This is a genomic window from Pseudactinotalea sp. Z1732 (genome assembly GCF_049724975.1).
Taxonomy (GTDB): domain Bacteria; phylum Actinomycetota; class Actinomycetes; order Actinomycetales; family Beutenbergiaceae; genus CALKWS01.
The window spans coordinates 25045-43955 of sequence record NZ_JBMPQC010000006.1 but is presented as its reverse complement, the minus strand read 5'-3'; the positions used below and the strand labels follow the sequence as shown (position 1 = coordinate 43955).

At 70.1% G+C, this 18911-nt stretch carries 21 protein-coding genes; 17 read left to right on the top strand and 4 right to left on the bottom strand.

Annotation, left to right across the window (positions count from 1 at the left end; all coding sequences use genetic code 11):
• Positions 1-3 precede the first annotated feature (3 nt).
• Genes lspA through ACPL7H_RS12200 form a run of 3 tightly spaced genes read left to right on the top strand, consistent with a single transcriptional unit; the run spans position 4 to position 1992 of the window.
• Positions 4-591 (top strand): signal peptidase II, encoded by a 588-nt coding sequence (lspA, locus tag ACPL7H_RS12210; RefSeq protein WP_424797180.1) that lies wholly within the window; start codon positions 4-6, stop codon positions 589-591.
• Positions 584-1513, top strand: coding sequence for an RluA family pseudouridine synthase (locus tag ACPL7H_RS12205; protein ID WP_424797179.1), 930 nt, complete (start codon positions 584-586; stop codon positions 1511-1513). Before lspA ends, ACPL7H_RS12205 begins: the two co-directional genes overlap by 8 nt.
• Positions 1510-1992 (top strand): GNAT family N-acetyltransferase, encoded by a 483-nt coding sequence (locus ACPL7H_RS12200; protein ID WP_424797178.1) that lies wholly within the window; start codon positions 1510-1512, stop codon positions 1990-1992. The genes ACPL7H_RS12205 and ACPL7H_RS12200 overlap by 4 nt, the downstream gene beginning before the upstream one ends.
• On the opposite strand, the gene ACPL7H_RS12195 is transcribed toward ACPL7H_RS12200, so the two are convergent.
• Entirely contained in the window at positions 1949-3196 is a 1248-nt protein-coding gene (locus tag ACPL7H_RS12195) for an aminotransferase class I/II-fold pyridoxal phosphate-dependent enzyme (RefSeq protein WP_424797177.1), read from the bottom strand. The two genes, ACPL7H_RS12200 and ACPL7H_RS12195, sit on opposite strands and share 44 nt — an antisense overlap.
• An 82-nt stretch (positions 3197-3278) precedes the next feature.
• Here ACPL7H_RS12195 and dnaE point away from each other — a divergent pair, with 82 nt between their 5' ends.
• Positions 3279-6821 (top strand): DNA polymerase III subunit alpha, encoded by a 3543-nt coding sequence (gene dnaE / locus ACPL7H_RS12190; protein WP_424797176.1) that lies wholly within the window; start codon positions 3279-3281, stop codon positions 6819-6821.
• Between the two features lie 13 nt (positions 6822-6834).
• Here dnaE and ACPL7H_RS12185 read toward each other — a convergent pair whose 3' ends face one another.
• Positions 6835-7080, bottom strand: a complete 246-nt coding sequence (locus ACPL7H_RS12185) for an RNA-binding S4 domain-containing protein (protein WP_424797175.1) — start codon at positions 7078-7080, stop codon at positions 6835-6837.
• A 36-nt stretch (positions 7081-7116) separates the two neighbouring features.
• Here ACPL7H_RS12185 and hisD point away from each other — a divergent pair, with 36 nt between their 5' ends.
• Both hisD and ACPL7H_RS12175 read left to right on the top strand, forming a co-directional pair.
• Positions 7117-8445, top strand: a complete 1329-nt coding sequence (gene hisD / locus ACPL7H_RS12180) for a histidinol dehydrogenase (protein WP_424797174.1) — start codon at positions 7117-7119, stop codon at positions 8443-8445.
• A 74-nt stretch (positions 8446-8519) separates the two neighbouring features.
• Positions 8520-8804: a PspC domain-containing protein gene (locus tag ACPL7H_RS12175; RefSeq protein WP_424787912.1), complete on the top strand. Its 285-nt coding sequence runs from the start codon at positions 8520-8522 to the stop codon at positions 8802-8804.
• Positions 8805-8851: 47 nt separating this feature from the next.
• On the opposite strand, the gene ACPL7H_RS12170 is transcribed toward ACPL7H_RS12175, so the two are convergent.
• Positions 8852-9397, bottom strand: coding sequence for an HNH endonuclease signature motif containing protein (locus ACPL7H_RS12170; protein ID WP_424797173.1), 546 nt, complete (start codon positions 9395-9397; stop codon positions 8852-8854).
• 692 nt (positions 9398-10089) lie between these two features.
• Between ACPL7H_RS12170 and ACPL7H_RS12165 the strand changes: the two genes are divergently transcribed.
• From ACPL7H_RS12165 to ACPL7H_RS12115, 11 genes are all read left to right on the top strand, one after another.
• Positions 10090-11196: a histidinol-phosphate transaminase gene (locus tag ACPL7H_RS12165; RefSeq protein ID WP_424797172.1), complete on the top strand. Its 1107-nt coding sequence runs from the start codon at positions 10090-10092 to the stop codon at positions 11194-11196.
• A complete protein-coding gene (gene hisB / locus ACPL7H_RS12160) occupies positions 11193-11795 on the top strand; it encodes an imidazoleglycerol-phosphate dehydratase HisB (protein ID WP_424797171.1) in 603 nt (200 codons plus the stop codon). Before ACPL7H_RS12165 ends, hisB begins: the two co-directional genes overlap by 4 nt.
• Positions 11792-12490 carry a hypothetical protein gene (locus tag ACPL7H_RS12155; RefSeq protein WP_424797170.1) on the top strand — a complete coding sequence of 233 codons (699 nt, stop codon included), beginning with the start codon at positions 11792-11794 and terminating at the stop codon, positions 12488-12490. Before hisB ends, ACPL7H_RS12155 begins: the two co-directional genes overlap by 4 nt.
• The gene (hisH, locus tag ACPL7H_RS12150; protein WP_424797169.1) at positions 12487-13125 is read left to right on the top strand and encodes an imidazole glycerol phosphate synthase subunit HisH; all 639 of its coding nucleotides are present in this window, start codon (positions 12487-12489) and stop codon (positions 13123-13125) included. Before ACPL7H_RS12155 ends, hisH begins: the two co-directional genes overlap by 4 nt.
• A gap of 8 nt (positions 13126-13133) precedes the next feature.
• Entirely contained in the window at positions 13134-13862 is a 729-nt protein-coding gene (priA, locus tag ACPL7H_RS12145) for a bifunctional 1-(5-phosphoribosyl)-5-((5-phosphoribosylamino)methylideneamino)imidazole-4-carboxamide isomerase/phosphoribosylanthranilate isomerase PriA (protein WP_424797168.1), read from the top strand.
• The gene (locus ACPL7H_RS12140) at positions 13862-14578 is read left to right on the top strand and encodes an SseB family protein (RefSeq protein ID WP_424797167.1); all 717 of its coding nucleotides are present in this window, start codon (positions 13862-13864) and stop codon (positions 14576-14578) included. The genes priA and ACPL7H_RS12140 overlap by 1 nt, the downstream gene beginning before the upstream one ends.
• Positions 14579-14757: 179 nt before the next feature.
• On the top strand, positions 14758-15381 hold the full coding sequence (infC, locus tag ACPL7H_RS12135) for a translation initiation factor IF-3 (RefSeq protein WP_424797166.1): 624 nt from the start codon (positions 14758-14760) through the stop codon (positions 15379-15381).
• A gap of 52 nt (positions 15382-15433) precedes the next feature.
• The gene (rpmI, locus tag ACPL7H_RS12130; protein ID WP_424787903.1) at positions 15434-15628 is read left to right on the top strand and encodes a 50S ribosomal protein L35; all 195 of its coding nucleotides are present in this window, start codon (positions 15434-15436) and stop codon (positions 15626-15628) included.
• Positions 15629-15658: 30 nt separating this feature from the next.
• Positions 15659-16042, top strand: coding sequence for a 50S ribosomal protein L20 (rplT, locus tag ACPL7H_RS12125; RefSeq protein WP_424791404.1), 384 nt, complete (start codon positions 15659-15661; stop codon positions 16040-16042).
• The gene (locus tag ACPL7H_RS12120; RefSeq protein ID WP_424797165.1) at positions 16039-16890 is read left to right on the top strand and encodes a TrmH family RNA methyltransferase; all 852 of its coding nucleotides are present in this window, start codon (positions 16039-16041) and stop codon (positions 16888-16890) included. The genes rplT and ACPL7H_RS12120 overlap by 4 nt, the downstream gene beginning before the upstream one ends.
• A complete protein-coding gene (locus ACPL7H_RS12115) occupies positions 16887-17543 on the top strand; it encodes a nucleoside/nucleotide kinase family protein (RefSeq protein WP_424797164.1) in 657 nt (218 codons plus the stop codon). Before ACPL7H_RS12120 ends, ACPL7H_RS12115 begins: the two co-directional genes overlap by 4 nt.
• A 5-nt stretch (positions 17544-17548) precedes the next feature.
• Here the strand turns inward: ACPL7H_RS12115 and ACPL7H_RS12110 are convergent, their stop codons facing one another.
• Complete coding sequence (locus tag ACPL7H_RS12110; protein WP_424797163.1) at positions 17549-18838, bottom strand: GNAT family N-acetyltransferase; 1290 nt, start codon at positions 18836-18838, stop codon at positions 17549-17551.
• Positions 18839-18911 lie beyond the last annotated feature (73 nt).

The window sequence follows — 18911 nt, the reverse complement described above, 5'->3', positions numbered from 1 at the left end:
TCGGTGAGCGAGTCCTCGAGTAGCGGTACCGGCGGGAACCGCGCCGCACCCGCCTCCCGGTCCCGGGCGCTGGCCTACCTGGTGGTCCTGACCCTGGCAGTGCTCGGTGTGGACCAGGCCACGAAGATCGTGGTGCTGGCAACCCTGGAACCCGGCGCGTACCACCCGGTGCTGGGGGATTGGTTCGGCCTGCAACTGGTGTTCAACCCCGGTGCGGCCTTCTCCCTGGCCACCGGACTGACCTGGGTGTTCACCGTCGCCGCCACCGTCGTCACGGTGGTGATCCTGGTCGCAGCGCCCCGGTTGCGCTCCCGGGCGTGGGCGATCGGACTCGGGCTGCTGCTGGGGGGAAACCTGGGCAACCTGGCCGACCGTCTCTTCCGCGACCCCGGTTTCGCCCAGGGGCACGTGGTGGACTTTCTCAACTACGCGGGTCTGGTGATCGGCAACGTCGCCGACATCGCGATCGTGGTAGCCGCTCCGATGATCGCGATCCTACTGATCCGCGGGGTGGGGCTGGACGGACTCCGTGAGCACGACTCCGCGGGCACCCCTGCGGTCTCCTCCGCCCCGCAGGAAGACCATGGCTGACCACCGCGCCCTACCGGTGCCCGAGGGACTCGAGGGCCAGCGTGCCGATGCCGCGCTGGGCCGCCTCCTCGGGCTGAGCCGCACGAAGGCCGCCGAGTTGCTCGGCGCCGGCGCGGTGACCATGGACGGGGACGTCGTCGGCAAGTCCGACCGGCTCCGGTCCGGGGCGTGGCTGGAACTCCGGTTGCCCGAGGCGCCCCCTGACGCGGCCCCGGCTCCACCCGAGCCGGTCCCGGGCATGGTGATCCGCCACGACGACGACGACATCGTGGTGGTGGACAAGCCGGTGGGCGTGGCCGCCCACCCGAGCCCCGGCTGGGACGGCCCCACGGTGGTGGGAGCGCTGATGGCCGCCGGGTACCGGGTCTCCACCTCCGGGGCAGCCGAACGCCAGGGCGTGGTGCACCGCCTCGACGTGGGCACCTCCGGGCTGATGATGGTGGCCAAGAGCGAGCGTGCCTACACGGCGCTGAAGCGGGCGTTCAAGGAGCGCACCGTGACCAAGATCTACCACGCCGTCGTGCAGGGACACCCCGACCCCTCGGCCGGCACGATCGACGCCCCGATCGGGAGGCACCCACGGCACGACTACAAGTGGGCGGTGGTGGCCGGAGGCCGCGAGTCCATCACGCACTACTCCACGCTGGAGGCGATGCGCGCGGCCAGCCTGTTGCGGATCCACCTGGAAACCGGACGCACCCATCAGATCCGCGTGCACTCCTCGGCGATCGGGCACCCGTGCGTCGGCGACCTGACCTACGGCGCCGATCCGGTGCTGGCCCGCAGGCTCGGCCTGCGCCGGCAGTGGCTGCACGCGATGGCACTGGGCTTTGACCACCCGGCCACCGGGCAGCCGCTCATCATCGAATCGACCTACCCCGAGGACCTCGCCGGAGCCCTGGAGGAATTGCGGCAGCCATGAGGATCGAACGTGTACATGGACTCTCCGGACTGGCCCGCGTGCACGGTCTGCGCTGGACGGTGTTCGTGGAGGAGCAGGGTGTGCTGCCCGCCGAGGAACTCGACGGGCGGGATGAGTCCGACTCCAGCGTGCACCTGATCGCGGTGGACCCCGACTTCCGCGATGTGGGAACCGCGCGGATGCTGACCGACGCCGAGCAGCCGGGCGTCGTGCACGCCACCAGGGTCGCGGTTCTCACCGAGGCCCGGGGCCAGGGGGTCGGTCGCGCCCTGATGGCCGAACTGGAACGGATCGCCTACACCGAGTTCGCCGTCGACGGGCAGGTGCGGGTGGAGTTGTCCGCCCAGGAGACCGCGCTGCCCTTCTACGAGTCCCTGGGGTACGAGGTCGGCGCCGAGCGCTACCTCGATGCCAGGATGTGGCACCGCGACGCGGTCAAGGTGCTGACGTCTGCGCCAGACGCTGCAGAGCCGCGTTGAGCACGTCCCAGGACTTGGTGAAGGTGAACCGCACCGATGCGGCGAGGTCCCGGTCGGCCCGGCTGCCGGGCACGGTGAAGGCACTCACCGGCACCGCGGCCACCCCGGCCAACTCCGGCAGGGCGCGGCACAGCGCCGCTCCGTCGGCCAGACCGTGCCGTTCCAGCCACGTCGAGGATTCGGCGATGACGAAGTAGCATCCCCGCGGCCGCACGACCTCGAAGCCCGCCTCGGTCAGTCCCGTCATGAGCAGGTCGCGCCGGGCGGACAGGTCGGCGGCGAGTTCGCCGACCCAGTGCTGATCAGGACCGGGGGTGATCTCCAGGTTCAGGGCGGTGGCCACCGCGGGCTGGAACGGGGCGCCGCCGGTGTAGGTGAGGAACTGCTTGATGCTGACCAGTGCCGTGATCAGATCCGCCGGACCGCTGGCCCAGCCCACCTTCCAACCGGTCACCGAGAACGTCTTGCCCGCCGAGGAGATCGTCACCGTCCGCTCGAACATGCCCGGCAGGGTGGCGATCGGGATGTGCCGGGCGCCGTCGTAGGTCAGGTGCTCATAGACCTCGTCCGAGACCACGACCGCGTCGTGGGCGATGGCCAGTTCGGCGATCAGCGCCAGGTCCTCGGCGCTGAGCACCGCACCGGTGGGGTTGTGCGGGCTGTTCAGCAGCACCACGGCGGTGCGGTCACTGAAGGCAGCCCGCAGGGCCTCGGCGTCCACGGTGAACCCCTGATCGGCGTGGCCCACCAGCGGAGCGCTCACGTGGGTGGCGCCGGCCATCGCGATCACGGCGGCGTAGGAGTCGTAGTAGGGCTCCAGGGTCAGCACCTCATCGCCCGGTCCGGCCAGGGCCAGGATCGACGCCGCGATCGCCTCGGTGGCCCCGTTGGAGACCGTGATCTGGTTGCCGGGGTCCAGTTCGATGCCGTAGTGGCGGCTCTGATGCGCCGCGATCGCTTCCCGTAACGGCACGATCCCGTTGCCCGGCGGGTACTGGTTCATCCCCTCGGCGATAGCGGTGCGCGCGGCCTCGGTGACCGTGGCCGGGCCGTCGGAGTCGGGAAAGCCCTGACCCAGGTTCAACGCCCCGGTCCGCTGGGCCAGCGCCGTCATCTCGGCGAAGATCGTGGGCCGTGTCCCACCCTCACCGTCGTCCAAACCGGCTGCCCGGACTACCTCGTGCCATCGCTTGCTCGTGCCCATGCTGCCACCCTATGCCCGGTCCACGCACGCGCCCGGTGAGCCGTCCGGCCGCTGTGGGCGAGCCCGCCTAGACTCGGGTGCCATGGCCGCCGATTTCGCTCACCTGCACGTCCACACCGAGTACTCGATGCTGGACGGGGCGGCACGGTTGGACGATCTGTTCGCCGAGGCAGCCCGGCTCGGGCAGACCTCGCTGGCCACGACCGACCACGGGTACCTCTTCGGGGCCTACGACTTCTGGCGCACCGCCCGCAAGTACGACATCAATCCGATCATCGGCGTGGAGGCCTACGTCACCCCGGGTACCTCCCGGTTCGACAAGACCCGCGTGCAATGGGGGGAGGGCTCCCAGGGCGGTGATGACGTCTCCGCCCGCGGCGCCTACACGCACATGACGTTGCTGGCCAAGAACAACACCGGGATGCACAACCTGTTCCGGATGAGTTCGCTGGCGTCCCTGGAAGGTCAGATGGGCAAGTGGCCCCGGATGGACCGGGACTTGCTGTCCACCTACGCCGAGGGGTTGATCGGCACCACCGGTTGTGTGTCGGGGGAGGTGCAGACCCGCCTGCGCCTGGGCCAGTGGGACGAGGCGGTGCGGGCCGCCACCGAGTTGCAGGACATCTTCGGGCGGGAGAACTACTACGTCGAGATCATGGATCACGGCATCGAGATCGAACGCCGGACCATCACCGACCTGATCCGGCTGGCCGAGCACATCGGCGCGCCGCTGCTGGCCACCAACGACCTGCACTACACCAAGCGCGAGGACGCTCACGCCCACGAGGCGCTGCTGTGCGTGAACTCCGGTTCCCGGCTCACCGAGCCGTCATACGCGCAGGGCGGGTCCCGGTTCGCCTTCGAGGGAGAGGAGTTCTACCTCAAGTCCGGTGCGGAGATGCGTGAACTGTTCCGCGACTACCCGCAGGCGTGCGACAACACCCTGCTGGTGGCCGAGCAGTGCGAGGTCACCTTCACCGAGGAGGTCGGCCGGTACATGCCGCACTTCCCGGTGCCCGAGGGTGAGAACGAGGTCTCCTACTTCACCCAGCAGGTCGAACTCGGGTTGCACCAGCGTTACCCGAACGGCATTCCCGACGATGTGCGCGCCCAGGCGAACTACGAGCACGAGGTGATCACCTCCAAGGGGTACGCCGGCTACTACCTGGTGGTGGCCGACTTCATCAGTTGGGCCAAGTCCCAGGGCATCCGGGTGGGCCCGGGCCGTGGCTCGGGAGCCGGGTCGATGGCCGCCTACGCGATGGGCATCACCGGATTGGACCCGCTGAAGAACGGGCTGATCTTCGAGCGGTTCCTCAACCCCGAGCGGATGAGCCTGCCCGACTTCGACATCGACTTCGATGAGCGCCGCCGCGGTGAGGTGATCCGCTACGTCTCGGACAAGTACGGCGAGGACAAAGTCGCCTACATCGTCACCTACGGCACCATCAAGGCCAAGCAGGCGCTGAAGGACGCCAGCCGGGTCCTGGACTATCCGTTCGCGATGGGTGAGAAACTCACCAAGGCGATGCCGCCGGCGGTGATGGGCAAGGATGTCTCCCTGGCGGGGATGTTCAACGCCGATGACTCCCGCTACGCCGAGGCCGGGGAGTTCCGCCAACTCATCAGCGAGGACCCCGACGCGGCCAAGGTACTCGAGACGGCCAAGGGCCTGGAGGGCCTGAAGCGCCAGTGGGGTGTGCACGCCGCCGGGGTGATCATCGCCAGCGAGCCGCTGATCGACATCATCCCGATCATGCGGCGCGAGCAGGATGGTGCGGTCATCACCCAGGTGGACTTTCCCGCCGGGGAGGACCTGGGCCTGGTGAAGATGGACTTCCTGGGACTGCGGAACCTGACCATCCTGGAAGACGCGCTGATCAACATCGAGGTCAACGGCAAGGACCCGGTGATCGTCGAGGACCTGCCGATGGACGACCGGGAGACCTACGCACTTCTCGGCCGCGGCGACACCCTCGGTCTGTTCCAGCTCGACGGTGGCGGGATGCGCACGCTGCTACGGCAGATGCGCCCGGACAACTTCGAGGACATCTCCGCGGTCGGTGCGTTGTACCGGCCCGGCCCGATGGGCGCCAACTCCCACACCAACTACGCCCTGCGCAAGAACGGCCTGCAGGACATCACCCCGCTGCACCCGGCACTGGCCGGGCCCCTGGACGAGATCCTCGGCACCACCTACGGGCTGATCGTCTACCAGGAGCAGGTGATGGAGATCGCCCAGAAACTCGCCGGGTACACCCTGGGTGAGGCGGACCTGCTCCGCCGGGCGATGGGCAAGAAGAAGCGGGAGGTCCTGGACGCCGAGTTCGACAAGTTCCACGCCGGGATGCGTGAGCGGGACTACCCCGAGGCGGCGATCAAGGCGCTGTGGGAAGTCCTGGTCCCGTTCAGTGACTACGCCTTCAACAAGGCCCACTCCGCGGCCTATGGGCTGGTGTCCTACTGGACCGCCTACCTCAAGGCCCACTACCCGGCCGAGTACATGGCCGCCCTGCTCACCTCCACCCGGGATGACAAGGACAAGTCCGCCCTCTATCTGAACGAGTGCCGCCGGATGGGCATCACGGTGCTGCCCCCGGATGTGAACGCCTCCGAGGGAACATTCACCCCGGTGGGCGATGACATCCGGTTCGGGCTGCGGGCGGTCCGCAACGTCGGTGACAACGTCGTCAGGGCGATCGTGGCCACCCGCGCGGACAAGGGCGCCTTCACCTCCTTCACGGACTTCCTGGACAAGGTGCCTGCGGTGGTGTGCAACAAGCGCACCATCGAATCGCTGATCAAAGCCGGTGCGTTCGACTCCCTGGGACACACCCGCCGGTCGTTGCTGCTCATCCACGAGCAGGCCGTTGACGCCGTGATCGGGGTCAAGCGGAAGGAGGCCGAGGGCCAGTTCGACCTGTTCGCCGGACTCGGTGACGCCGATGACGAGGTGTCCCTGACCGTGGAGGTCCCCGACCTGCCCGAGTGGGACAAGAAGCAGAAACTCGCCTTCGAGCGCGAGATGCTCGGGTTGTACGTCTCCGACCATCCGCTGTCCGGTATCGAGCACGTGCTCACCAAGGCCGCCGATGTGCCGATCGCGACCCTGCTGGCCGATGAGGCGCGACCTGACGGGTCCACCGTCACCGTGGCCGGGCTGATCACCTCGGTCGCACGCAAGGTCTCCAAGCAGGGCAACACCTGGGCGGCGGTGACCATCGAGGACATGGCCGGCAGCGTCGAGGTGATGTTCTTCGGGGAGACCTACCTGGCCTACTCCACCGCCCTGGCCGAGGACACCGTGGTGGTGCTGCGCGGCCGGCTGCGCCGGCGCGATGACTCCCTGGCCCTGCAGGCGATGGAGATGTCCCTGCCGGACGTGTCGGTCAGCGATGATGCCCCGATGACGGTCAGCCTCGCCGAGTACCGCTGCACCACCCCGGTGGTCCAGCAGTTGCGCGACATCCTGTCCACCCACCCCGGTGTGACCGAGGTGCGGTTGCGACTGACCTCACCCGGCCGGGCCACCGTGTTGCGACTGGACGATCAACTCCGGGTGGAGCGCACCCCCGCGCTGTACGGGGACCTCAAAGCCCTGCTGGGGCCGCACTGCGTGGCCTGAGCAGGGCCGGACCTCACCCGCTCACCCGCAGGTAGGTCCAGCCGACCGGTGCCTCGATACCGATCACATCCCCGCGGTTCAGTTGCCTGCCGCGGCGTGCCTCGATCTCACCGTTGACGGTCACCGCGGCCTCGGCGAGCAGCGCCTTGACCTCGATCCCGTCCTCGGCGACGCCGGCTAGTTTGAGGAACTGGCCCAGCCGGATCATGTCGTCGCGAATCGCCACGTCCTGCGGATCGGTCTGCGGTGTTGAGGGCATCACCTCATCATGGCAGCGCGCGTAGACTCATGCCTCGTGATGCGCACGATCGACCTTCGTAACACCGCACCCTCTGCGGCCCACCTGCGCCGGGTGCTTCCCCGTGCCGAGGTGGACGTGGCGGCCGCGATCGAGACCGTCAGGCCCATCCTGGAACGTGTCCGCCAGGAGGGGGCCCCGGCGATCGCGGACTACACCGAGACGTTCGACGGCGTGACACCGGCCTCCCTGCGGGTGCCGCAGGAGGTGCTCGCCCGGGCACTGGCCGGGCTCGTCCCGGATCTGCGGGCGGCGCTCACCGAGGCGATCGGTCGCGCCCGGAAAGCCCACCGCGCCCAGTTACCCGGCGCCGCCCGCACCACCTTCGGCCCCGGTGCACAGGTCCACCAGCGGTGGGTCCCGGTGCGTCGGGTGGGTCTGTACGTCCCCGGGGGACTGGCGGTCTACCCCTCCTCGGTGGTGATGAACGTGGTGCCGGCCCAGGAAGCCGGGGTGACGGCACTGGCGGTGGCCAGTCCGCCACAGAAGGACAACGACGGCTGGCCCGATCCGGTGGTGCTGGCCACCTGCGCCCTGCTCGGGGTGGAGGAGGTCTACGCCGTCGGGGGCGCTCAGGCGGTGGGCATGTTCGCCCACGGTGTCGAGGCCGCGCCGGGAGCCGGGGCGGAGAATGCCTGCGAACCGGTCGACGTGATCACCGGCCCGGGCAACATCTACGTGGCGGCGGCCAAACGCGCGGTACTGGGCCTGGTCGGCATCGACTCCGAGGCCGGCACCACCGAGATCGCCGTCCTGGCCGATGAGACCGCGCAACCCGCCTACGTGGCCGCGGACCTGATCTCCCAAGCCGAGCACGATCCGGCGGCGGCCTCGGTCCTGATCACCGACTCGGGAGCGCTGGCCGATCAGGTCGCCGGGCAGATCGAGGCGCAGACCGAGTTGGCCAAGCACGCCGACCGGATCCGGACGGCGCTGACCGGCCCGCAGTCGGCGGTGGTGCTGGTGCAGGACCTGGACCAGGGCGTGCAGGTGGTCAACGCCTATGCGGCCGAGCACCTGGAGATCCACACCCGCAATGCCGCGCAGGTGGCCGAGCGGGTGCACAACGCCGGAGCGATCTTCCTCGGCCTCCACTCGCCGGTGCCGCTGGGGGACTACCTGGCTGGGTCCAACCACGTGCTGCCCACCGGTGGGACCGCACGGTTCGCCAGCGGCCTGGGGGTGATGGCCTACCTGAAGTCGATGCAGGTGATCGACTACGACGCGGCCGGTCTCGCCGAGGTCACCGACCACCTCGTGGCCCTGGCCGCGGCGGAGGACCTACCGGCCCACGGTACCGCCGCAGTGCTTCGCCGGACGGAGTAGGAGCGGAGGCTCAGGGTCATCTCCGGGTGTTCCCCGATGGCGCACGTTGCCAGCGGCTCCCTACTCTTGGGTCCATGGACTCCTTCTTCGACGTCATCCGTAATCTCGGCTTCCGGCGCGGACCACGTCGGGTGCTGGCCGGCCTCGCCGGCGGCATCGCCGACGCCACCAATCTCGACGTGGTGCTGGTGCGGGTGTTGATGATTGTTGCGATGCTGCTGCCGGTGCTAGGACCCACCCTGTACATCGTGCTGTGGATCCTGCTCCCCTGGCAGGACGGCACCATCCCGCTGCAGCGGCTGGTGAACCAGTACCGCACCAACAGGAACAGCGACGCACCGACGATCGTGCCGGAGTAGCGCTCCCCGCCGGGCCCGTCCCCCGCGCTTGGCTCGGGAGTCTCCGGCTAGGCCGCGGCATCCGGGTATGACCACTGGCGGGCCGCCCGCAGGCGCTGGATCTCCCAGTTGCCCGCGATCACGCTGACGGCCCACTTCAGGTTCATCCGCCCACCGTTGACGGGGCTCAGGGCCTCCCCATGCGTCGGGTCCGCGGGGACCTCGGTTCCGGTCGGTGCGTCCGGCGGGGCAGGACCGAGGTCGCAAACCCCGGGGAGAGGCATCCCGTCGGGGTCGATGACCTGGACGTGGTCGCGCCTCATCGTCAGTGCGAAGCCGCCCTCATGGAGCAGACGGTGGTGCTGACCGCACAGCAGCACGAGGTTGTCCAGTTCGGTCGGCCCGCCGTGCGCCCAGTGCTGCACATGGTGCGCATGGATGTGCCGGCGCCGGTCACAAGCCGGGAAGCGGCACCCCTGATCGCGCGCCCACAGCGCTCGCATGAGGTCGGCATTCGGTGTGCGGGTGCGCTGCCCGACGTCGATGGTGCGGCCCGGATGGGTGCTCGGCACCGCGTTGTAGGCCGATTCGCCATCGTGCAGGTGTAGCACCACGCCGGTGTCACACGTCAGCCGTCGCGCGGTCTCAGGGTGAAGCGCCGGGCCGAGTTCGAGCCTGGCAGAGCCGACCGAAGCCGGGGCGGGCGGCGCCGGGGGCGGGTTCGCTCGCCTGGGTCGGCGTACCCTCGGCACAGATCTGGACCAGCGCGTCGGCCAAGGTGGCATGTTCCTCAGCCCCATCCGGCGCCGCTGCTGAGCCGGAAGCAGTCGATGGCCCGTTGGGATCGGTACTGCCCAGGTAGTCCCGTGCCAATTGGTCGCACTGGCTCTACGGGCGACGCCGAGGAGGCTCTCCTCGGTCTCCGGGGTGGCCACCCGGGTCAGGGCGCGAACCTTGGAGTAACTGACCAGGCCCGCTCGAAAGTCGGCGCTGATCAGCGGCAGCCCCGGGAGCGCCCGGGCTACCCGGAGGCCAGGCCGCTGATCTCTTCCTCCAGCCGGGTGGCAACTGTTGTGGTGTCGATGGTCTCAGTGATGGGGTGGCCGTCGTCGTGGTCATCGCGCTCGCCTTACTCGAACGTATGTTTGCCACGCTATCGTCGGGGTCCGACATCGCCGTGAGTACCTCCTGCGCTCAGGACGGTGCCTCCCGAGGCTCCCGCGGAAGCGCGACGGAGCGAACCTGCTGACGCTTCCGCGCCGGGCGCGGGACCGACCGCCGGGGCACACGTTCTAGACTCACCGGTGTGACCTTGCCGCTACGCCCGGACCTGATCGGGATCGAACCCTACGGCGCCCCCCAGTTGGACGTGCCGGTCCCGTTGAACACCAACGAGAACCCCTACCCGCCACCGGAGCAGGTGGTGGCCGACATCGCCGATTCCGTCGCCCGCGCCGCGGCGGGGGTGAACCGGTATCCGGACCGGGACTTCGTGGGCCTGCGTACCGAACTGGCCGGTTATCTGGCGGTCGAGTCCGGTGCTGATGAACTGCGGGCGGAGAACATCTGGGCCGCCAACGGTTCGAACGAGGTCATGTTGCACCTGCTGCAGGCCTACGGCGGTCCGGGCCGGACGGTGCTGTCCTTCGCACCGACCTACTCGATGTACCCCGAGTACGCCCGGGACACCTTCACCACCTACGTCGCCGGCACGCGGACGCCGGACTTCCGCCTGGACGCCGAGCACGCGCTGGAGCAGATCGCGAAGGTGCGCCCCGCCGTCGTCCTGATCGCCAGCCCGAACAACCCCACCGGTACCGCGATGGACATCGAGACCATCCGCGCGATCGTCGCCGGGACCACCGACACCGGCCCGGACGGCGCCGCGAGCCTCGTGGTGATCGACGAGGCCTACGCGGAGTTCCGGCGGGAGGGCACGGCCAGCGCGTTGAGTATCCGGCCCGATCACCCGCACCTGGTGGTGGCGAGGACGATGTCGAAGGCCTTCGCCCTCGCCGGCGCCCGGGTGGGCTACCTGGCCGGGGCCGCAGAAGTAGTCGATGCCCTGCGTGTGGTCCGCCTGCCCTACCACCTCTCGGCCATCACCCAGGCGGTGGCCCGCACCGCCCTGGCCCACGCTCCGGCCCTCCAGGAGGGCGTGGCCGCACTGCGCGCCGTGCGCGATGAGTGCGTGGCATGGCTGCGTGCGCAGGGCTTCACGGTTGCGGACTCCGACGCGAATTTCGTGCTGTTCGGCACCTTCGCCGACCGGCACCGCATCTGGCAGGGGCTGGTGGACCGAGGTGTGTTGATCAGGGAGACTGGGCCTGCGGGATACTTGAGGGTCTCGATCGGGACCGAAGAGGACATGGCCGCCTTCCGCGGCGCATTGAAGGAGGTGACCAGCCGGTGAGCTCACGCACCGCGAAGGTCGAACGCAGCACGTCGGAGTCCACCGTCAGCGTCGAGGTCAACCTGGATGGCACCGGCGCCACCGACATCTCCACCACGGTGCCGTTCTACGACCACATGCTCACCGCGCTGGGCAAGCACTCCCTGGTCGACCTGACCGTCCGGGCCGAGGGCGACACCGAGATCGACGCCCACCACACCGTGGAGGACACCGCCATCGCGCTCGGCCAGGCCCTGCGCCAGGCCCTGGGGGACAAGAGCGGCATCGCTCGATTCGGTGACGCCCTGGTGCCGCTGGACGAGGCCCTGGCCCGGGCCGTGGTGGACATCTCCGGGCGTCCCTACGTGGTGCACTCCGGGGAGCCGGAGGCCCAGGCCCACCACCTGATCGGCGGGCACTTCACCGGCTCCCTCACCGGGCACGTCTTCGAGTCGCTGGCCTACCACGCCGGAATCTGCCTGCACGTTCACCTGCTCTCCGGGCGGGACCCGCACCACATCGCCGAGGCCCAGTTCAAGGCGTTGGCCAGGGCGCTGCGCGCAGCGGTCGCACCCGACGCGCGGGTGGACGGGGTGCCCTCCACCAAGGGGGCGTTGTGACCGCGGTACCGCCCGGGGATGACGACGGCGACCGTGAGGAGCGGGTCGAGGACGAACGCCTCAACGGCGACGTCTTCGACCAGGCGGCCTTCGACGCCGCCTTCGCGGCCGAGTTCGGTCAGGCCACCGAACCCGACCGCCCCGCCGCCGCGCCGACCGAGCGCCATGATGAGATTGATCACGCCGACGGCAGCGCGGGCACCGAAAGCACCGACCAGCGCCGGATCATCGCGGTGGTGCTGACCCCGATCCGTTCGGCCGCGGCCCTGGCCGCGCTGTGCGCGATGGCCTCCATCGACGCCCACGTGATCGCCTCCAGGAACGGGGCGCTGGCCGTGCGCACCATCACCGGCCCGGTCGATGAGACCGAACTGCTGCTCACCGGCGCCCCGGCCGAGGCCGTGGAGCTGGCGCAGACGCTGTCCCGCACCGCCAAGGTCGGGGTGGTGCTGCTCACCGCGAACCTCGGCACCGGGCAGGACGGGCCCAGCGGCACCATCACCGGCCGGGAGTACACCGGCGGGGAGGCGGGGCAGGAGGTGCCCGCCGGACTGGTGCTGGCGAACGCTGACGACGTGCTGGAGTCCCTGCTGATCGGCGCCCTGGACCCATTGGATGCACCCGGACGGATCGATCCAGCGAAGGTAGCGCGCCCCGGGGGCCTGTTCGGAACCCGACGGCGCAAGAAGCGATGACGATCCCGCTCGCGCCGCGGGTGGCGGTGCTGGACTACGGGTCGGGGAACGTGCGCTCGGTGGTCCGGGGCCTGCGCCGGGCCGGTGCCCGGGTGGACCTGACCGCCCAGCCCGAGGCGGTCGCGGGCGCTGACGGGCTGGTCGTGCCCGGCGTGGGGGCCTTCGCCTCGGTGATGGCCGCGCTGGAGCAGGTCGGGGCGCCGCAGATGATCGGTGACCGGCTGGCCGCCGGCCGTCCGGTGCTGGGCATCTGCGTCGGCCTGCAGGTGATGTTCAGCGACGGACTCGAGCACGGCGTGCACACCCGAGGGCTGGGCCACTGGCCCGGCCGGGTGGAGCGCCTGGACGCCCCCGTCGTCCCGCACATGGGATGGTCCACCGTCGAGCCACCACCGGACAGCGCCCTGTTCGCCGGACTGGAGGAGGAACGGTTCTACTTCGTACACTCCTACGCCGCCCGGTCCGCCCCGGCGCACCTGCGCACCACCTGGTCCACCCACGGCAGTTCCGAGCGGAACACCCGCTTCGTGGCCGCGGTGGAGAACGGATCGCTGAGCGCCACCCAGTTCCACCCGGAGAAGTCCGGCACCGCCGGCGCCGCCCTGTTGCGCAACTGGTTGAACACCCTGACCTGAGGAGACCCTTGAGCACACTTGAACTACTCCCCGCCGTCGATGTGGCCGACGGCCAGGCCGTGCGCCTGGTGCAGGGAGAAGCCGGCACCGAGACGCACTACGGCTCACCACTGGAGGCGGCGCTGACCTGGCAGCGCGACGGCGCCTCCTGGGTGCACCTGGTGGATCTGGACGCCGCCTTCGGCCGCGGCTCCAACGCCGACCTGCTCGCCGAGGTGGTCGGGGCGTTGGATATCGATGTGGAACTGTCCGGCGGGATCCGCGACGACGAGTCGCTGCAGCGCGCCCTGGCCACCGGCTGCCGCCGCGTGAACCTGGGCACCGCGGCCCTGGAGGACCCGGACTGGACGGCCAGGGTGATCGGGGAGCACGGCGACCGGATCGCTGTGGGGCTGGACGTGCGCGGCACCACCCTGGCCGCCCGTGGCTGGACCCGGGAGGGTGGGGACCTGTGGGAGGTGCTGGCACGCCTGGAGGAGGACGGGTGCGCGCGCTACGTCGTCACCGACGTCACCAAGGACGGCACCATGCGTGGTCCGAACACCGACCTGCTCACCCGCGTGTGTGCCCGCACGGACGCCCCGGTGGTGGCATCCGGGGGGATCTCCAGCCTGGCCGACATCGAGGCCCTGGCCGAACTCACCCCGATCGGCGTCGAGGGCGCGATCGTGGGCAAGGCCCTGTACGCCGGTGCGTTCACGCTCGGCCAGGCCCTGGATGTGGCCGGGCGTTCCTGATGTCCCGGGAGTTGCCGCCGACGTCGGCCTTCGCCGGCGATGACGGCAGCACCGATCCTCACCTGGGCGCGGCCCTGGCGCGGACCGGTGCGCAGGAGCGGTTGCGGGCCGTGGTCGATGCCCTGGTCCGGGCCCGCCTGCTGGTACCGGTCGTGGCACACCTGGACGAACATGCCGAGGAAGTCGCCGGAGCCGGGGGCATGCCGATCGCGGGGGAGAAGCAGGCCTCGGCGGCCATGGTGACGGTGGCCACGCCCGACGGTCGCTCGGCGATGCCGGTGTTCTCGGCGCTGCAGACCCTGCACGCCTGGCGCCCGGACGCCCGCCCGATCCCGGTGCCCGGTCCGCAGGCAGCCCTGGCCACCGTGACCGAGTCCGACGGCCTGCTGGTGCTGGATCCAGCCGGCCCGGTCCCGGTGCTGGTGCCCCGGCCCGCGGTGTGGGCGCTGGCGCAGGGCCGTCCCTGGGTGCCCCCGGCCGACGACGACCAGTTGCGCGCGCAGGTCGGTGCGGCACTGCGCAAGGTGCCGGGGGTCGCGACGGTGGAACTGGAAGACGCACCGGGCGGGGCCACCACGGTGGTCCTGGGGGTACCAGCAGGGCTGTCCCGCGCGCAGGTGGCCCGGATCACGTCCCGGGCCGGTGCGGAACTGGCACGATGTGATCTTGTCGCCGAACGTGTCGACGCCGTTCAGTTGCGGGTGCGTGCGTGTTAGACTCGTCGCTGACCAACCGGTCCTGACGGGCCGGACCAAGCGGAGCCACTCCCACCCCTGCTCGACCGAACGGGTCACGCCGCACCAGAGCCTGGGTCCCGGTCGCGGGCAGTTGATGTCCGCACGAGCAGACGCTCAGACCACAGGCCTCCGCACACCCGCGGGGGCCTTTCTCGTGGGTGGAAGAAGATCACCTCACGAAGGAGCCACACATCAGCGATCCCCGCATCAACGATCGGATTCGCGTCCCGGAAGTACGCCTGGTCGGCCCGAGCGGCGAGCAGGTAGGAGTTGTCCGGGTCGAAGACGCGCTGCGCCTTGCCGCCGAGGCCGATCTCGACCTGGTCGAGGTCGCGCCGGACGCCCGGCCGCCGGTTGCCAAACTCATGGACTACGGCAAGTTCAAGTACGAGTCGGACATGAAGGCCCGTGACGCGCGGCGCAACCAGGCACACACCGTCCTGAAGGAAATCAGGTTCCGGCTCAAGATCGACGAACACGACTACGCCACCAAGAAGGGCCACGTCGAGCGGTTCCTCAAGGGCGGGGACAAGGTCAAGGTCATGATCATGTTCCGCGGCCGCGAGCAGTCCCGTCCGGAGATGGGCATGCGGCTGCTGCAGCGCCTGGCCGAGGATGTGGAGGAACTGGGTCACGTGGAGTCCGTGCCGCGCCAGGACGGGCGGAACATGACCATGGTGCTCGGCCCGAACACCAAGAAGTCCGAAGCTCGCAGCCAGCAGCGGCGCGACCGTCAGGCTCGAGAAGAAGCTCAGCAGAACGACGCGGCAACGTCGTCCTGAGACGTCCGCACCACCTCCCGGCCGGCGTGCCGGGAAGATCAAGGAAGAGGCCATGCCCAAGAACAAGACCAACTCCGGTGCCAAGAAGCGCTTCCGCGTGACCGGCTCGGGGAAGATCATGCGCCAGCGCGCGCGCCACGTGCACAAGTTCCAGGAACGAAGCAAGCGCCAGGCGCGCCGGCTGGTGAACGACGTGGTCGTTTCACCCGCGGACACCAAGAAGACCAAGAAACTGCTCGGCAAGTAAGCGCCCGGCACCCCAACCAAGGAGCATCACGTGGCACGCGTCAAGCGGGCGGTCAACGCCCATAAGAAGCGCCGGACGACACTGGAGCGCGCCAGCGGCTACCGCGGGCAGCGGTCCCGGCTGTACCGCAAGGCCAAGGAACAGGTCGACCACTCACTCAACTACGCCTACCGCGACCGCCGGGCCCGCAAGGGTGACTTCCGTCGGCTGTGGATCCAGCGGATCAACGCCGCGGCGCGTAGTTACGGCCTGACCTACAACCGGTTCATCCAGGGCCTGAAACTGGCTCAGGTGGAGGTGGACCGTCGCGTCCTGGCAGACCTGGCAGTCAACGACACCGAAGCCTTCGCGGCGCTGGTGAAGGTGGCCAAGGACGCCCTGCCGGAGGATGTGAACGCTCCGGCTACGGCTTGAGCCCACTCTCGAGCGCAGCCGAACGCCCGGCCGGCCCGGTGGACCTGACTGACGCCCGCGCACCGCGCGTCAAACGGGTCCGCGCGCTGGCCGGGCGTTCTGTGCGCGGGCGCCAGGCCAAGTTCCTCATCGAGGGGCCCCAGAGCGTGCGCGCGGTGCTGACGCACCAACCGGGCATCGTGGTGCAGGTCTTCCACACGCCCCAGGCGGCCGAGCGCCATCCCGACATCGCCGAACGCGCCCGGCAGGTGGCCGCCCGGAGCACCACGACCGCCTCGGAGCAGGTACTGCACGCGATGAGCCCGGACGCCCAGGGGGTGCTCGTGGTGGCCAGGATCGAGCCGGTTCCCGTGGAGGAGGCGCTCGAGGGGCCCTTGGTGGCCTTTCTGCACCAAGTGCGCGATCCCGGTAACGCCGGAACGGTGATCCGGGCGGCCGATGCCGCCGGGGCCGGTGGGGTGGTGCTCTCCGAAGCGAGCGTGGAGTTGCACAACCCGAAGACGGTGCGCTCCAGCGCGGGATCGATGTTCCACCTGCCGGTGGCCACCGGAGCGGACCTGACCGGCACCATCGAGCGGGCTCGCAATGCCGGAATGCAGGTGCTGGCGGCCGACGGCGAGGGGCAGGTGGAGTTGGACGACCTCGCCGACGCCGCGGGAACCGGGGACCTGTCCCGGCCGACCCTGTGGGTGTTCGGGAACGAGGCCCACGGCCTGACCGCCCGTGAGCGCGCGATGGCCGATGCGGTGGTGCGCATCGGAATCCGCGGCCATGCCGAGTCGCTCAACCTTGCCATGGCGGCCACGTTGTGCCTGTTCGCCTCGGCTCGGGCACAGCGCCATCGATGACGCCCCCAGCCAGGCTGACTGCCTCCCCGGGCGACCTGGGGCACCTGGTCGACCGGATCCGCGCCCTGTGCAACTCCGGCCGGGTGCTGATCGGTGTCAGCGGGCCGCCCGGAGCAGGCAAGTCCACTCTCACCGCGGCCCTGGCGCGGGAACTGCACGCCGAGCAGGTGGGCTGCGCCGTCGTCGGCATGGACGGCTTCCACCTGGCCCAGGCCGAACTGGACCGGCTCGGACGGGCCGAGCGCAAGGGCGCCCCGGACACCTTCGACGCCCACGGGTATCTCGCGCTGTTGCGCCGGCTGCGTCAGGAGAGCACCAACACCGTTTACGCACCGATGTACCTGCGCGGGGCCGTGGAACAGCCGATCGGCTCCGCGGTTCCGGTTCACCCCGGCGATCAGGTGATCCTGACCGAGGGCAACTACCTGCTGTTGGACACCACGCCCTGGGACCAGGTCCCGGGCCTGCTCGACGAGGCGTGGTTCGTGCGCACCGACGACGATGCCCGGCGCGAGCGACTCCTTGCCCGGCACCTGGCCGGAGGTAAGACGCGCGAGCGCGCCCTGGCCTTCACCGACGGGTCCGATGCTGCCAACGCTGCCCTGGTGGCCACCACCCGGGACCGCGCGGACGTCGTCATCGACTGGGTCTGAGGCCCTCAGAACATCAGTGCGCCGTACGGCGCGGTGTCGGTGCGCATCGCGCGGGACAGTTCGGCCACCGCGCCCGGACGCACCTCGGTGACGTACCCGGCAGCAGCCTGGCCGGCGATCGACCGGTTGCCCAGGTAGGTCGCGGCCAGGTCCGAGACGTCCAGGCGCACGTGCGCGTCGTCGTCGGTCCTTCGGCACCGCCCGGTGCCGTCGGCGCCGACCTGCAGGTGCCACCGCCCGGCATTCGGCGGGCACATCTGGTCGGTGACCTCCAGGACCACGTCACAGGGCGCGGCATACCCCCGCTGGGACAGCGCTTCGGCGACATCGATGATGCGCAGCCACAGGCTGTCCGACCCGCGCACCCCGGCCGCGCGGGGCCCCCCGGCCCACCACAGCAGCGGATCGTGCAGGGATCGGTTCGGCAGTTCGGCTCCGGTGGTCAGGTCCACATCCACCAATCTCCGACCCAGGGCGAGCAGCGCGGCGGAGTCGACCGCGGCCATCTCCCATACGTGGACCTTGCCCTCGGGCAGGCCGGCGCTGGACCACTTGGCCTGACGCCGGATGATCGCATATCCGACCGGCTCCTTCTCGCGCTGGGCCAGCAGCAGCCGGAGCGGTTCCTTGCTGCCGCGCTCGGTCGCGTGGTCCACCCACCAGGTGGCGCCCTGGGCGTCGCGGCGGGCCACCGCCCCCAGCGTGGCGGCGGTGGTGGCGCGGTGCACCTGCTGGACCAGGTCAGCGGACTCCGAGGCGGGCAACAGGTGGGTGCTGATGCCCTCGGCCGACCGCGCGATGTGCTCCGGCGCGGCCAGGGTGATGCCGCGGTTCAGGGTCAGGGTGATGTCCAGGGAGGCCACCGCGTACCCGAATCGCCCGTAGATCCCTGGTTCCGAGGCGTGCAGGCCGGCGAGCGCAGCGCGGCCCTGTTCACGCACCCGGTGCACCTGGTGGGAGATCATCGACCGCAACAGCCCGCGCCGACGGTGGTCCGGGTGCACCCCGACCCAGGTCAGGGCATCCATCGGGACCCGGCGCACCTGGTCACCCGGCCCGGGAACCGTCAGATCCATGTCCCACGAGGCGAAAGTGGCGGCCAGCGGGCGGGGCTGGGGAAGGGCCACGGGCTCGGGACCGGAGTACTCCACCCCCCAGACCATCTGCGGGTCCAGGGTCGCCATGAACTCCTGCGGGCTGAGCCCGGGCCGGTCGTGGAACCACACCAGCACATCGGTGGCGGTGAGCCGGTCGGCATCGGCGGGGGACAGGGGCATGATCCGGTAATTCTTCATGGTGCGATGATCCCGGCCGCCGGGGCTGGAGCGCGAGGGGATATTCTCGCGGATTGGCACGCGGCGGCGCCGC